This is a genomic window from Acinetobacter sp. AS5 (assembly GCF_048957595.1).
Taxonomy (GTDB): Bacteria; Pseudomonadota; Gammaproteobacteria; order Pseudomonadales; family Moraxellaceae; genus Acinetobacter.
On the sequence record NZ_JARDAL010000001.1, the window covers coordinates 101,587 to 115,587 of the forward strand.

17 protein-coding genes and 1 other RNA gene are annotated in these 14,001 nt (G+C 43.4%); 4 read left to right on the forward strand and 14 right to left on the reverse strand.

Features of this window, described 5'->3' with window-relative positions:
- Positions 1–74: 74 nt before the first annotated feature.
- The 4 genes from PV763_RS00500 to PV763_RS00515 form a co-directional block, all read right to left on the reverse strand.
- Positions 75–956, reverse strand: a complete 882-nt coding sequence (locus PV763_RS00500) for an alpha/beta hydrolase (protein ID WP_420937187.1) — start codon at positions 954–956, stop codon at positions 75–77.
- On the reverse strand, positions 946–1,632 hold the full coding sequence (locus PV763_RS00505) for a BON domain-containing protein (protein WP_420937188.1): 687 nt from the start codon (positions 1,630–1,632) through the stop codon (positions 946–948). Before PV763_RS00505 ends, PV763_RS00500 begins: the two co-directional genes overlap by 11 nt.
- A gap of 132 nt (positions 1,633–1,764) precedes the next feature.
- Positions 1,765–2,181 (reverse strand): YraN family protein, encoded by a 417-nt coding sequence (locus PV763_RS00510; protein WP_420937189.1) that lies wholly within the window; start codon positions 2,179–2,181, stop codon positions 1,765–1,767.
- A 10-nt stretch (positions 2,182–2,191) separates the two neighbouring features.
- Positions 2,192–3,151 (reverse strand): penicillin-binding protein activator, encoded by a 960-nt coding sequence (locus PV763_RS00515; RefSeq protein WP_420937190.1) that lies wholly within the window; start codon positions 3,149–3,151, stop codon positions 2,192–2,194.
- 10 nt (positions 3,152–3,161) lie between these two features.
- Here PV763_RS00515 and rsmI point away from each other — a divergent pair, with 10 nt between their 5' ends.
- Complete coding sequence (rsmI, locus tag PV763_RS00520) at positions 3,162–4,004, forward strand: 16S rRNA (cytidine(1402)-2'-O)-methyltransferase (RefSeq protein WP_420937191.1); 843 nt, start codon at positions 3,162–3,164, stop codon at positions 4,002–4,004.
- A gap of 91 nt (positions 4,005–4,095) precedes the next feature.
- Here the strand turns inward: rsmI and PV763_RS00525 are convergent, their stop codons facing one another.
- The 8 genes from PV763_RS00525 to PV763_RS00560 form a co-directional block, all read right to left on the reverse strand.
- On the reverse strand, positions 4,096–4,350 hold the full coding sequence (locus tag PV763_RS00525) for a hypothetical protein (protein WP_005246889.1): 255 nt from the start codon (positions 4,348–4,350) through the stop codon (positions 4,096–4,098).
- Positions 4,351–4,524: 174 nt separating this feature from the next.
- Entirely contained in the window at positions 4,525–5,772 is a 1,248-nt protein-coding gene (locus PV763_RS00530) for an FAD-dependent monooxygenase (protein WP_420937192.1), read from the reverse strand.
- Entirely contained in the window at positions 5,769–6,977 is a 1,209-nt protein-coding gene (ubiH, locus tag PV763_RS00535) for a 2-octaprenyl-6-methoxyphenyl hydroxylase (protein ID WP_420937193.1), read from the reverse strand. Before ubiH ends, PV763_RS00530 begins: the two co-directional genes overlap by 4 nt.
- A gap of 105 nt (positions 6,978–7,082) precedes the next feature.
- The gene (locus PV763_RS00540) at positions 7,083–7,211 is read right to left on the reverse strand and encodes a hypothetical protein (RefSeq protein ID WP_420937194.1); all 129 of its coding nucleotides are present in this window, start codon (positions 7,209–7,211) and stop codon (positions 7,083–7,085) included.
- Between the two features lie 72 nt (positions 7,212–7,283).
- Positions 7,284–7,646 carry a GNAT family N-acetyltransferase gene (locus tag PV763_RS00545; RefSeq protein WP_420937195.1) on the reverse strand — a complete coding sequence of 121 codons (363 nt, stop codon included), beginning with the start codon at positions 7,644–7,646 and terminating at the stop codon, positions 7,284–7,286.
- A 542-nt stretch (positions 7,647–8,188) separates the two neighbouring features.
- Positions 8,189–8,428: a DUF378 domain-containing protein gene (locus PV763_RS00550; protein WP_005107468.1), complete on the reverse strand. Its 240-nt coding sequence runs from the start codon at positions 8,426–8,428 to the stop codon at positions 8,189–8,191.
- Positions 8,429–8,721: 293 nt separating this feature from the next.
- Entirely contained in the window at positions 8,722–10,056 is a 1,335-nt protein-coding gene (gene pepP / locus PV763_RS00555) for a Xaa-Pro aminopeptidase (protein WP_005107469.1), read from the reverse strand.
- 129 nt (positions 10,057–10,185) lie between these two features.
- The gene (locus PV763_RS00560) at positions 10,186–10,818 is read right to left on the reverse strand and encodes a UPF0149 family protein (RefSeq protein ID WP_420937196.1); all 633 of its coding nucleotides are present in this window, start codon (positions 10,816–10,818) and stop codon (positions 10,186–10,188) included.
- A gap of 64 nt (positions 10,819–10,882) precedes the next feature.
- Between PV763_RS00560 and PV763_RS00565 the strand changes: the two genes are divergently transcribed.
- The 3 genes from PV763_RS00565 (at position 10,883) to ssrS (ending at position 12,005) form a co-directional block, all read left to right on the forward strand.
- Positions 10,883–11,440: a hypothetical protein gene (locus PV763_RS00565; protein WP_420937197.1), complete on the forward strand. Its 558-nt coding sequence runs from the start codon at positions 10,883–10,885 to the stop codon at positions 11,438–11,440.
- Positions 11,437–11,724: a cell division protein ZapA gene (locus PV763_RS00570; protein WP_004279505.1), complete on the forward strand. Its 288-nt coding sequence runs from the start codon at positions 11,437–11,439 to the stop codon at positions 11,722–11,724. Before PV763_RS00565 ends, PV763_RS00570 begins: the two co-directional genes overlap by 4 nt.
- A gap of 97 nt (positions 11,725–11,821) precedes the next feature.
- A non-coding RNA gene (ssrS, locus tag PV763_RS00575) (6S RNA) lies at positions 11,822–12,005 on the forward strand.
- A 209-nt stretch (positions 12,006–12,214) separates the two neighbouring features.
- Here the strand turns inward: ssrS and PV763_RS00580 are convergent.
- Both PV763_RS00580 and PV763_RS00585 read right to left on the reverse strand, forming a co-directional pair.
- Positions 12,215–12,376, reverse strand: a complete 162-nt coding sequence (locus PV763_RS00580) for a YqaE/Pmp3 family membrane protein (protein WP_005267030.1) — start codon at positions 12,374–12,376, stop codon at positions 12,215–12,217.
- 316 nt (positions 12,377–12,692) lie between these two features.
- Positions 12,693–13,973, reverse strand: coding sequence for a PQQ-dependent sugar dehydrogenase (locus PV763_RS00585; RefSeq protein ID WP_420937233.1), 1,281 nt, complete (start codon positions 13,971–13,973; stop codon positions 12,693–12,695).
- Positions 13,974–14,001: the final 28 nt, after the last annotated feature.

Here is a 14,001-nt window from a genome sequence, read left to right on the forward strand (position 1 = left end):
GCACATAAAAAGAATTCAGCAAATGAGCTTTGCTGGATTTTTTTATTGCACTTCATTTTATTTAGATCGTCCTATTAGCCTTTAAATGCATCTTCCAATGCCCAAAGTACTTGTTCCTTGGTCTGGAAATAGCGGCTAAACAGACTGGAGAGCGAACCGACGATGGTAATATGGCCGAGTTTCGGGATACGAATCAAATGACTGTGATTGCCCTTCTCTTTCAGTACGCGATCCAGATCCTGACTATTGAAATGCCCCACAATCTTGTCTTTTTCAGCAATAAACAGATAATGCCGGGTTGAGCTATTTCTCACAAAATAATAAGGCATTACCTGCTGATAAGGCACGGCCTGATCAAATGCATCGGCACAGATCGGGTCATCTTTATAATCAAAATGATAAGGCCCCGCCAAACCAATAATCGCACGAATCTGATTGTGATCAATATTGACAGATTGCGGATGGTACAAAGCAGACATGACATTGAATGCCCCGGCAGAATGTCCCATCAAGACCAGATTTTCAGCACAGATTTGTAGCTGCGCAGCCGACTGCTGCAAATGTTCCAGCAACAGATGCAGATCATGAATATAGGCCGGAAAAATATGCTGTGGCGCGAGATGATAGTTCATCACCACCACATCATAACCTTCTCTGGCAAAGGCCTCACCAATAAAGCGGTAATCCTTTTTATCGCCATGCAACCACGCCCCGCCATGCACAAAAACAATCAGCGGACGATGTGGCAAAGGCTGCTGGCTGCGGAACAAGTCAAAGCGTTGCCGAGATTTCAGGCCATAAGCCAATTGGGTTTCAACTGTATAACCCTGTCTTGGGGTTAAACGATTGAGCGCATAACTGCCAAAATCATATAACCTGAAATCTTGATACTGTTGTTGCAGCTGAAGAATACGTTGTGACAGTTGGGTTTTAAACTGGCCGACCTTATGGTTCATTGGTCGGTTCAACCGTATCAGGATCAATAGCTACCGGTGTCTGTTCAATAGCTGGCTGTGCATAAGCTGGTGCAGCAAAATTCTGATTGTTTAGATTTGCAGACTGTTCAATATTATCGATCAAGGTCACGATTTTGGTCACATTGCCGACCTGTTGTAAGACCTGATTCAGGTCTGCAATCTCGGCACTGTTTAAACGCCCCATCACATACAGTACGCCATCTTCCGTATGCACATGGACTTTACTGTCCGAAACGACTGTGGCTTTCATGATCAGGCCACGGGTATTGGCAGTCACCGCAGTATCCTGCATGATCGTGCTATAACTGATCTGATTACCCACAGTGATAAAATTATGCACGGCCTTGACATCACTCATTGATTTGACATTGTCTTCTGCCAATTGTTTTAAGTGTGCATCCGGCACCTGACCGGTCAGCAAGACATTGCCATGAAAACTTTCAATATTAACCCGGGCCTGCTTAAAGCGCGAATCCAATTTATAAAGATTAATTTTTGCAGTACGGACAATCGAGGAATCAATAAATACCTGCCCCAAGGTACGCGCCCCACTTTCCGTTCCTACAGGAGCCGTACCGGTGCCGCTGGAAATAAAACTGGCACAACCAGATAAACTTGCGACACACAGCATTGTTATTGCAATACGCTTAACCACTCAGCAAGACTCCTTCATTTTATTACGTCTTTTTCAATCTAATCATCTGTTTCATGCTCAGATCATGTCAATTCTGCTTGAACTTTACAATGATCTAGACGCAAATATAATCATCTTTAGACCTTATTCTGTTCAAAGGTTAATAAACTCTTGATCAAAAGTAAAAGCATTTTCAATCCACTCCAGATCATAAGGGTATTGCGAAAAGTCATGCTGTATGGTTTTTGCAAATTGCTGTTTAAAATCAAAACAAATCACGTCAAAACGATAGTAATAGTGTGCAAATTGTGGATTTTTTTGAATAAAACACATCGCGGTCTTGAGCATCTTGGCCTGTTTCGCTCTGGAAACTGATTCAATCGCTTGGGCATATCGTGTTAATGCACGGGCTTTGACCTCAACAAAGACCAACTCCAGCTCTCGCACCAGAATCAGATCCAGCTCGCCATAACGACTGTGATAATTGCTTGCCAGCAGCTGAAAGCCCTGTTGCTGCATCACCTGAGCCGCTCGCTGCTCCGCCCATGCACCTAATTGTTGTGGTATCATTCATCCGTTCTCACAGTAGCTTGACACCTGTGCCGCTATATTGAAAACATTGTGGACTGCGCTGAATGCCGTACTCAGTGATCTGTATCCAGCCAGTTCTGCCCTGAAATTCAATATTCTGTGAACGCGGTTGTGACAGGTACTTCTGGGTGATCTGCCAGGCATCGCCACCGAAGGCAATCAGGCGCTGATAGGACATATCCACCGGCTCTTTGGCATAGGCCTGTAGAACATCCGGCCAGTCAGCCAGATAAAGTACCGGAACATCACAGAACTTGATCCCTTGTGGCAGCTTGTGCTGCTCGCTGATCGCATTGGCTACGGTATACATCCGTTTACGGCTTAATTCCGGTATAGTAGCCAGCCCTTCAGCATTGCCGAGGAATAACAGCCCCTGCTTCGGCATTAAAAAAATGGGTGCCTTGTTCACGATCTTAAATTTCAGATCACTCTGACTGAACAATGACATCAGCAACAGTTCATGCTCAGCTTCACTGCCCGGCTGGCGTAAAATCAGCAGCTGTTGAATTCCATCTTTGTGCAATAAGGTTTTTAAGGCAGCAGCATCTTCTTTTTTGGACAGGCTGAATTGCCAGACTTGGGGTAATGACCCTGCTACATCATTCAGGCTGAGGGTACGTACTTTAGGTTTGCTCTTGAGTAGTTGTTCCACATCGCTACGTGCCAATGGACCCACCACCATTTTGGTCTTTTTATTGACATGCTGTTTCAGTAGCTGGGAGATATTTTTCTGATTGGAATTGACCCATTTTAATGGAACTTTCTGCCCGGAAGTAGCATAGGCGCTGAGAAAACCCTGTTTGATACTCGATGCAGCTCGCGCCAAAGGCCCGGATTCGGGTAGAATGATCAGCACTTCTGCTTGTACGCTGCCGATGTAGCTGACTAAACACAAGCCCAATATTTTATTTTTAATCTTCCATTTTTTATTATTCAATTTATTCCACATGGAGAAACCTATGAGTGCTCAGTTATTTGTTGTTGCGACTCCAATCGGGCACTTAGATGATATTAGTTATCGTGCAATTCAGGTGTTGAGGTCGGTGAGTCTTATTGCTGCTGAGGATACACGAACTTCAGCACAGTTGCTTAAACACTTTAATATTCAAACACCTCTGACCGCTTGCCATGAACATAATGAAAGCAACAAGCTTGATCAGCTGATCCAGCGCCTGCTCAATGGCGAAGATATGGCCCTGATCAGTGATGCTGGTACTCCCCTGATCAGCGATCCTGGTTTTAAATTTGTCCGTGCTGCACAAGCGAATAATATTCGCGTAATTCCTGTACCGGGTGCTTGTGCTGCGATTGCCGCCTTAAGTGCAGTTGGGTTGCCAAGTGACCGTTTCAGTTTTGAGGGTTTTCTGCCATCCAGACAAAGTCAGCGCCTGCAGAATCTGGAAAAACTGAAAGATGAAACCCAGACCCTGATTTTCTATGAAGCACCGCACCGGATTCTAGATTGCGTTAAAGATATGGCCAGCGTATTCGGTGCAGATCGCCCGGTCGGTTTTGCGCGTGAAATTACCAAGACTTTTGAAACTATCAAGAAAATGACCTTGGGTGAGCTGGTCGAATTCATTGTCAATGATCACAATCAGGAAAAAGGCGAAATTGTTTTGGTGATTGGCGGTGCCACCGAAGAAAAAGATCTGGATCAGGAAAAGCTGGATAAATTATTGAATCGCCTATTACAGGACCTTTCGGTCAAAGCTGCTTCACAACTGGCTGCAGATTTAACAGGTATCAAAAAGAAAATCGCTTATCAACGTGCTTTAGAACTGACTTCAGCAAACGACTAATTGCTCTAGATATTTCTATCTCATTTTGGTTTACAAAAAAAACACCACAATTGATGTGGTGTTTTTTATAAGAGGCAAGTTAATCAATAACTTATTCTTTGGCTACTGATTCATCTGCCGGGACTTCAACAATACGACCACCATTGGCAAGGAAAGCCGCAATTTCGTCTTCAAGTGCCTGACGTTTCTTTAACTTTGCAGTGACGGTTAAGGTTTCAGCTTCTGCAAGATCGGTATCATTCACGACCTCTGTGCTATCTGCTGCGCCTTTTTCAGCTGCTTTTGCTTCATCATCGTCAACGATTGAATCTTCAACGTCGTCATCATAATCATTCATGTCTGTCATTTGCATCTCCCCAAAAATGGCGCTTGCTTGGTATTCCAAGCCAGGTGTCGAATTAAGTGAAATTTAGCAATCTCTTTGGGCTTCGCCTAGTACCAAACATCAAAAAATCGTATCTTTTTTAAACAAAATCGTTACTCTTTATTGGTGTTTGTTTAAAAAATTTACATTTCTGTCCTAAGCTGTGTAGCGTGTGTCTTTAAGTAAACTCAGACCATTGGCCTGCGCCATAAATGCATCTTTCAACATGGGCTGATTTTCTACCTGTTTCAGGCCGAAATTACGTGCCCAAACCATCGTGAAGAATAATGTGGTTTCCATCCAGCCAATCGCAGACATGCTGTGCATCATGGCATCGTTCTGGCCTTTACGCTGATGTTCATAACGCTTCAAGGTCTGCTCATGTGCCCATACGCCACGCGCTTGGTCATGTAACAATACATCACAAAGTACCGCAGCATCCAGACAGCCAATATTCACCCCTTGACCTGCTAGTGGATGAATGACATGTGCGGCATCTCCAATCAGTGCTAAACCATCTTGAACGTATTGCTGGGCGGCGCGGGCTTTTAAAGGGAAAGTGGCACGTGGTGTCGCCTGCAATACTTCACCCAGCATATGCTGGCTTTCACGGGTTAATAGCTGGGTAAACTCAGCATCTGACAACGCTGCATATTCTTCAGCATAATCCTCTGGCAAAGTCCAAACAATCGATTGCCAATGTCCCTGCTCTTCCGGACTAAGGCTGGCCATGGGTAAAAAAGCCAGAGGGCCGGTTTCGAGAAAAATCTGACGTGCCATATGCTGATGAGGTTGTGCAGTTTTAATGGCACAACTGATGCCCGCCTGTTTATAGTCCAGTACATCAATATCGATAAACGCTTGCTCACGGACAAAGGAGTTTGCGCCATCTGCGCCAATGACCATTTTGGTTTTCAGCTGACTCCCATCGGCCAGATGAATGATCCACACACCGACTCCACGTTCGACGCGACTGACTTTAACTTGGGTACGATAATCCTGCACCTCCGCAAGCATCTTTTGCTGAATGGCCAGATTCAGAATGCTGGGCTCCACCATCGAACCTAAAGCCTGTTCTACCGAGGGCATTTTTTCTGAAGGCTGGCCAAAATTGATTTCGCCATAGCCATTCTTATTCCAGACCTGCATACCGGTATAAGGCTGCTGACGTGCTAAATTTTCCCAGACACCCACCGTTTTTAATAGGTGAATGGTTGCCTGACTTAGAGCCAGGACACGCGGATTAGCCACCCTTAAGGTTTTATCTGTATCCAGAATTGGCGCTGCATCCAGAACTGTAGGCTGCACGCCACCTTGGGCTAACAGAAGCGCTGTAAGTCCACCCACCAGCCCACCGCCAATAATGACGACGTCTAATATTTCGTTAGTTTGATTTAAGCTCATGCTTTTAACCCCATGGCATAATTTGCAACGAGTGGCTTGATGCCTGGAATCGTATCAAATGCGACTAAACCTGTATTACGCATCAATTTTAAAAACGGATTCTGGTTACTGAAACCGCGCACCACTGAATCACAGAACTTGATCACACGTTGCTGGTCACTGAGACGGGATTTCTCATAGTCTAGCAATATTGCAGCATCGCCCAAGTCTGTGCCTTGTGCCTGTTGCTCTTTCAGGTAACGCACCAATACATGCGCATCACGCATACACAAGTTAAAACCCTGCCCGGCGACTGGATGAATCGTATGTGCTGCATTACCCATGAGCACTACACGACCAACAGCCTGTTTTTCAGCTAACACTTGAGATAAGGGAAAACTGAACCGTTTTCCGGTTTTCTGGAATTTTCCGGCACGATCGCCATACGTGTCCTGCAAGGCATCCAGAAAATGCTGGTCATTTTCATCTCCCAGCCATTCTCCTTCAGTACCTTTTTTCACTGGCCAGACCACGGAACGGCGATATTCGCCCGGCAATGGCAACAGTGCCAAAGGCCCTAAATGACTGAAACGCTCAAAGCCCACATGACCATGTGGCTTAGACGTTTGCACTGTGGTTACAATTGCAACCTGATCATAATCGTGTTCTGACGCACCAATACCCAAAGCCTTACGACAGAAAGAATCACGGCCATCGGCGGCAATAACCAGTTTTGACTGTAATTTCAGTTCAGATTCGCCACGCTGCGCTTGGATATAAGCAAAGTCTGTATCTTGGGTAAGGGATGTCACCTGCACACCATCAATCAGTTCAATCAATGGCTCTTTTTTGACTTGGGTGAGCAGTACACGACCAAGCCAGGCATTTTCAATGACCTGACCAAAGCTTTCAACTTTTTCCTGCTCGGCTTTCAGTCGGGCCTTACCAAAACTGCCCTGTTCGGTAATATTCACTTCCAGAATTGGGGTAGCATGTTCTTGCAAGGCATTCCAAAGTCCAAGCTCCTGATAGATTTGTACGCTACGACGTGACAAGGCACTGTTACGTGCATCAAAACTGGAATGATATGGCGCAAGATTTTCATCATCATAATTTGGGTATTTGATGGCTTCCAAAAGTTTGACTGCAATATTGGTTTTCGCCAACATTAATGCGAGGCTTAAGCCGACCATACCACCACCGACAATGATGACTTCTTGTTGCATGCTTACTTCCTTATTTGTTTATTCGCATCTATGGCGAATTACATAAAACGTATACTGGTTTTATCTTACCTCAAGGCTTTAAATTTTTATAATGATTCGTTTTATTTAGTTTTCTTCATGATGATCCAGCCTATATTGAAAAACCAAGACATCACGCTTTTCAGTACCCAACTTCGGCAATACAGTATAGGCATTGATCCGTTCAACGACTTCAAACCCTGTCTTTAACAGCACTTGGTGTGCCTGTATATGTTCTGCATCACAGAAAGTATCCAGTGATTTAAATGTAAGATATTGTCTAAAATACTAAATCACCGCTTTCATCGCCTCAAGCATATAGCCCTGACCCTGAAATCGAGGACCAAGTCCGAAATGAACTTCAAGGCTGCTATTTTGCTGTTGAATGATCGTTAGTAATCCGATTGGCAGATGACTTTTGCGCTCAGCAATCACCCATGAAAATCCTTCACTCGGATGCTGCCAATAGCTTAACGACCATTTCTGCAACATTTGTTGAGTTTGACTGACTGTTGTATGCACCTGCCGTTGTAAATATTTTGATGCTTCAATGTCGCCACAATATTCTTGGAATAATGAGATTTCATCTCCGACTTTATATGCTCTTAACTCCAACCGAGTTGTCTTTAATTTAGCAACTAAAATATTCATACTCACTTTTGTCAACTCGGCCTTAAAAAACGGAATGTTGTAATTTCATTTAGCACTTACACGATTCGATCGCAAACTTAGTCAAACTGGTATAACTCGATCTACTCGCTTCGCACAGTTTTGAATACATACTGATGCTGGTAAATGCTGAATAATAAAATTGTGAATCAAGCCATTTATAAATGAGCTGAGATTCACTTTCAGTAGCAGGAGGCCCATTTTATAATCAATATTATTTCTTATTTTGAGAGAGTTATATAAATATAACTCGATCTTTTCGCTAACAGATATTTTTTAGAAAAAATTTATCCAACCATGTATAACCTAATCTTATTTGTATGATAGTGATCATTAATCTTTAGCCAGGCATTGTTATAGATCTGAGGATGATTTTATTAATAACGTATAAACACCTGTATCCTATATAAAAAACCCCGGAAATCTACCGAGGTTTCTTTATCTTCCACACTATTTTATCCTCTCGACAAGCTACTCGAAGACATGAATCCTATCTTGCAAGAAACTCGCGCAGAAGGATTAGCTTAACGCACAATATTGGTATGATGATCTGTATGGTGTACTGTTTTGCCAAGCTTCGTTCCTGTATAAATCAGATACAGTGCCGACAAACCAACCAAGACATAAATAATTCGAGATAAGGCGCTCATATCACCAAAGATCGCAGCGACCAAATTAAAATCGAATGCACCAATTAAGCCCCAATTGATGCCACCAATGATTGTTAAAGCATAAGCAATCCAATCAATCGTATTTAATCTCATAAGTGTTCTCCTACTCTTATTTAAGTTTATTTAAGGATCAGAGAAAGTATGAGAATCTCAGCGCATTTAATATGTAGCTTTGATGCTAAAAACGGATCTTCTGTGTTGACTTCCTGTCAATTTTTAAGCTGTAAATTTTACTTAGGTGAGTTTTATTTGACTTGTTCGATATAAACATAAGCTAAATCACTTTTTGCTCGATGCGATATAGCTAGGAATTCTTGTTTGAAACGGCATAGAAATGTCATAAAAAAAGCCAATCTTGCGACCGGCTTGCTGTATTTTTTCTCAAATTAAGCAGCGCACGCTTTCGCCATTAATGCCTCAATCTCCTCTACCGTTTTGACGACTTTCGCGGTTAAAACTAGCGGGCCATTTGCAGTGGCCACCACATCATCTTCAATCCTAATGCCAATTCCACGCCATTTAGCATCTACTGTTTCATCATCAGGCGCGATATAAAGACCCGGCTCAACGGTCACGACCATACCCTCTTCATACGAGCGCCATTCACCGTCCACCTTATAAGCACCGACATCATGCACATCCATACCGAGCCAGTGTCCGGTACCATGCATGTAGAACTGGCGGAAAGCTTCTTTTTCTATAATGTCGTCAATATTCCCCTGCATCAAGCCAAGATCGAGCAAACCCTGCACCAAAATACGCACTGCAACATTATGTGGTTCTTTATACGAGTTACCAATTTGCACAGCATTAATTGCAGCAATTTGAGCATCCAGCACTACATTATATAAAGCTTTCTGTTCCGGGCTAAATTTACCATTCACTGGAAAGGTACGGGTAATGTCTGAAGCATAAAGCTGATATTCAGCCGCAGCATCAATCAGGACCAAATCGCCATCTTTCAGTTCTTTGTCATTTTCTACATAATGCAGGATGCAGGCATTCTCACCGCCACCGACAATACTGTTGTAGGCCGGAACACCGCCATTTTTGCCAAAGATATAATTCAGCTCAGCTTCCAGTGCATATTCCATCATGCCCGGGCGTACTGCTAGCATCGCTTGCGTATGTGCATCAGCAGAAATATCGGAAGCAATCTGCATCAATTCAATTTCATTTGCATCTTTATGCAGACGCATTTCATCGACAATACGATCCAGCTGAATTACTTGCGCTGGTGCAGAAGTACCACGACGGCTTTCACCACTTGCAGTTGCAATCCATTTGGCGACACGCGCATCAAACTCTGCATGCTGTCCAATGCGATAAAATAACTGATCTTTATTTTGTAACTTTTCTAAGATTTCTTCATCTAGCAGATCAATCGCATAGGCTTCATCTGCATCATAATCCTGAATAGCTCCATCAATACCCGCACGGTAGCCATTCCAGATTTCCATTTCACGGTTGCGTTCACGACAGAACAAACTGTAGCTATAGCCTTCTTCTTCAGTGTCAAAGGTTTCAATCACAGCCACAGCTTCAGGTTCCGCGAATCCGGTTAAATAGAAGAAACTACTGTCGGCGCGATATTTATAATCTGCATCACGGTTACGCATGGCTACCGGACTGGTCGCGATAATAGCGATACTGCGTAAACCAATTTCCCCTGCGAGGATTGCGCGACGTTCCTCAAAAACTGCCTGTGTCAATTTCTTCATTACACCTTACTTCTTATCAATCAATACTTGTATTTAGAATATAGTCTTGAAATCAGACTATAGATTTCACTGTAAACAGCAAAATATATGCCTGATTTCAAGCAGGTGATGGTTCACCTCAGCATTTCATCAGCTTGGACGTTTAGGCGAGAAAATCTCGACCACACTTTGCGCTTCTGTAGCAGCGGCTTTAGGCTGATTTTTTTGACTAAATTGCTGTAAGAGTGGTGTTTCTTCAACTTCGACCTTTTTACGCCCTAAAGACAGGCTGACAGGAATCAGGCGCACAAATTCGTACAATTCCTGATAGCTTTCTTCACCTTCGGCATCATCGTCCGAGTCTTCAAATTCAACTGCGGCTACATCTTGTAAATGTTCAATCAGTTCAACTTCATCCTGACGGATATGTCCTGAAGCCAGTCCAAAACCTAAGACCACGCCGGCACACCAGTCCGCCAGAGCCTGTACGCGTTCTGAAAGCACATGCTCATCATCAGGCAGCAAAGGTAAATAATCCAGCTCATCTTCAGACAATGCATGGAACACATCTTCAGCTTCGCCCGTTAATAACTCTAATGCTTCGGCATCCAGTTCAGGTACATCCAGTGTTTCTAAAATCTGTAACCACTCTTCACTGCTTGGCGCCTGGGTGACACAAACAATGCCCGTGAGCAAACCATGTAGTTCGCTAGGGCTAGAAATTTCCTCAATTGAAGAAAAATTGCGGTACCATTCGGTCCAACCTGAAATATCGTCTTGCATTCGTTTATCCAATCTTTATACTGCTTATATATTACCTTTGTTTGCAACACTGTGCGACCTCGATATGTTAGAAGAATTACAGCATCTACAAGTGCAGATCGGCGTGTTAAAAACGCGACTTGCACGGCTTGAAAGTGAAAATTCCAGTTTGCGCGAAGAGCAAGACTCTTCAATGATGCAACATCAACAGCAAATTGAACAAAAAAACAGCGTGATTGCGCAAAAACAACAAGAAAATGAAAATCTGACAGAACAATTGACGGATTCTCGTGCCCAATTTCAACTGCTCAATAATGATGCAACTGCACTGGCAGACCGTTATGGCCGTCTGGAAAAAAGCTGTACCGATCTGAAAAACCGTTTTCAGGAAATTCTGGCTGAACGGAATGAACTGCGCGTAGTTAAGGAAAAGATGATCATTGAACAGCGTCATGCCCAGCAGGAAATTCAGCGTCTGACTCAGGAATCTGAACGTTTAACCCAGAAAAATGAAAATGCCAAAGCCAAGGTTGAAGCGATTATTCAACGTCTGGCCATTCTTGGCACTGCGCAGGATCATCACGCACAGGAAATTCAACAACTGGCCCATCCGACTGAAGCGACTGAGGAAGCCTCATCATGAGTGAACAAATTGCAATTGATCTCAGAGTATTGGGGCATAGTTTCCGTCTGGCTTCTACCCCTGACAAGCAGGAAGAATTAGAACGTGCAGCACAGTTATTAAATGACAAATATGATGAATTTCGCCGTAAAGCGCCACGCATGGAACCTAGCAAGCTGATTATTATGGTGGCACTTGAGCTGATGCAGGAGGTCTTGAATATGAACAGATCCCTGCAACAATATGCACATTGCGAACGTTTGTTACAAACTATTTTAGAAGAAGTTGAAGAACTGACTGAATAATCTCGAATTCTGTTTAAACTTCGGACATTCGACCGAACTGTTTACATTTCATGAACAGCATAGAGTTGCCACACCGGGATTATTGTTTATAATTAACTTAACTCTGAGGTGTTCGCCAGCGGGTCTATTCCCCTGCCGATACTAACACTTATGGGTGTGTTCTGTATATTTAGAGTGTATGCCCATCTTCGTATGGGAAACCCAGCAAGTATACGTCGCATCCTCCTTGAACTCATCGGGTTCAGGGTAACGACACATGCAGCGGCATCTTCGGAGTACTTCAATTTCTTTTTCAAAATATAATGATAATTTTTCCTGAATTTCCTCTTATTTGAATTGTGCAGTATTTCTCTCGAACATTCCTCTAGATTCATATTATCGATGTATTCATCATCTGGAATGCGAAAAAAATCTTTAGCTATAAAAAATATAGAGCTTTAATTACTTCCGTCAAAATCAAACAATCTTTCAGTAACTTATTTTCCTATTTTTAGGCTATTTTATCTCGATATAAAGTATGCATCGCCCAGATTGCAGCAGGAATCCAGCCTAAAATCGAAATCTGAAGCATTAAGCATACTGTCGCTTCGGCTGGTCGATGAAGGGTCATAAATAATGACCAAGGGAAAATAAATGCAACAATTGATTTCATTCTTAAAACCCTCTTTTTTGCAACGTTCTAACTTTTATATCCAGTTTTTATTGGCACTTAAAACTGGCACTTAGATTTAGATATTTTTAATAGGATCAGCAGAATCTCTGTACATGCTGTAATCACGCGTAAAAATATCCTGAAAGCCTAATTCAGCCAGCTTAAATGAAGCTTAAAAGTTACTTTACATCCACTCAGCTCTTGTATCTTTTCAGCCAGAGTGTTGACGTTTTAATAAAAAAAGTTTTCGCTTAATTTTTGCTATGCAACAGGCTTATATCCAAATAAGGCACTTAGCCTATTTATATTTATAGATTTATTTTTTTGGTCTTGTACTCAAGGGTGATACTCGCCAAATCACATCACCGACATCATCAGCAACCAAAATGGCACCTGAAGAATCTACCGCCACACCGACCGGTCGCCCATATGCATCGCCCTGATCGCTTAAAAATCCAGTCAAGACATCTTGAGGTGGGTCCATCGGTTGTCCATTTTGAAAGGGAACAAAAATCACTTTATAGCCACTATGCGGTTTGCGGTTCCATGAACCATGCTGGCCAATCAGCGCCCCATTTCGATATTGAGGCATCAGATCCGCCCTATAGAAAGCCAAGCCCAATGATGCAGTATGATTGCCCAATGCATAATCCGGTGGAATTGCTCGCGCAACTAAGGCAGGATTTTGCGGTTTGACCCGGGTATCTACATGTTGGCCATAATAGCTATAGGGCCAGCCATAAAAAGCGCCTTCTTTGACAGAGGTCAGGTAATCAGGAACCAGATCATTGCCGAGCTCATCACGTTCATTCACCACTGTCCAAAGTGTACCGCTCTGGGGTTGCCAATCCATGCCATTCGGATTACGCAGTCCGGTAGCAAAAGGTCGCGCTTGAGCACTGGTGATGTCAAATTCCATGATCAGTGCCCGGCCTTGCTCTTGATCCAGGCCATTTTCAGCGACATTGCTGTTAGAACCCACCGTGATATAGAGTTTGCTGCCGGCAGGATTGGCAATGACATTTTTGGTCCAGTGATGGTTTAAACGACCTGCCGGTAAGTCCAGTACCTTGGTACCAGTTGCTGTAATTTGAGTCGCACCATTCTGATAAGGAAAGCGCATTAAGGCATCAGTATTCGCTACATACAACATATTACCAACTAGCGCCATGCCAAATGGAGAATTGAGATTCTGTAAAAATACGGTTTTTTGTTCAGCTACCCCATCTCCATTGCTATCGCGAAGCAGACTGATGCGGTTGGCACTGGGATGCGATGAGCCGGTACGCTGCATCACCCATTTCATAATTTTTCCTTTGATCCCTTTACTGTCATCGGGCTTAGGCGGCGCATCCGTTTCGGCCACCAGTACATCACCATTCGGCAATACATATAGCCAGCGCGGATGCTGCAACCCTTTGGCAAATGCCTGAACTTTTAAACCTGTCGCGGGTGTCGGCATTTTACCTTCAGGCCAACCTTTAGCAGGCGCAATATTGACCGTAGGCAGCAAGCTTGATTTTGGTTTGGGCAAATTTGGCTGGGAACCATAACTGTCATTCATAGGTGACTTGGAAGGCATGGTACATCCAGTCATGGTTAGGAGAAGTGCACAGCTGGCACCC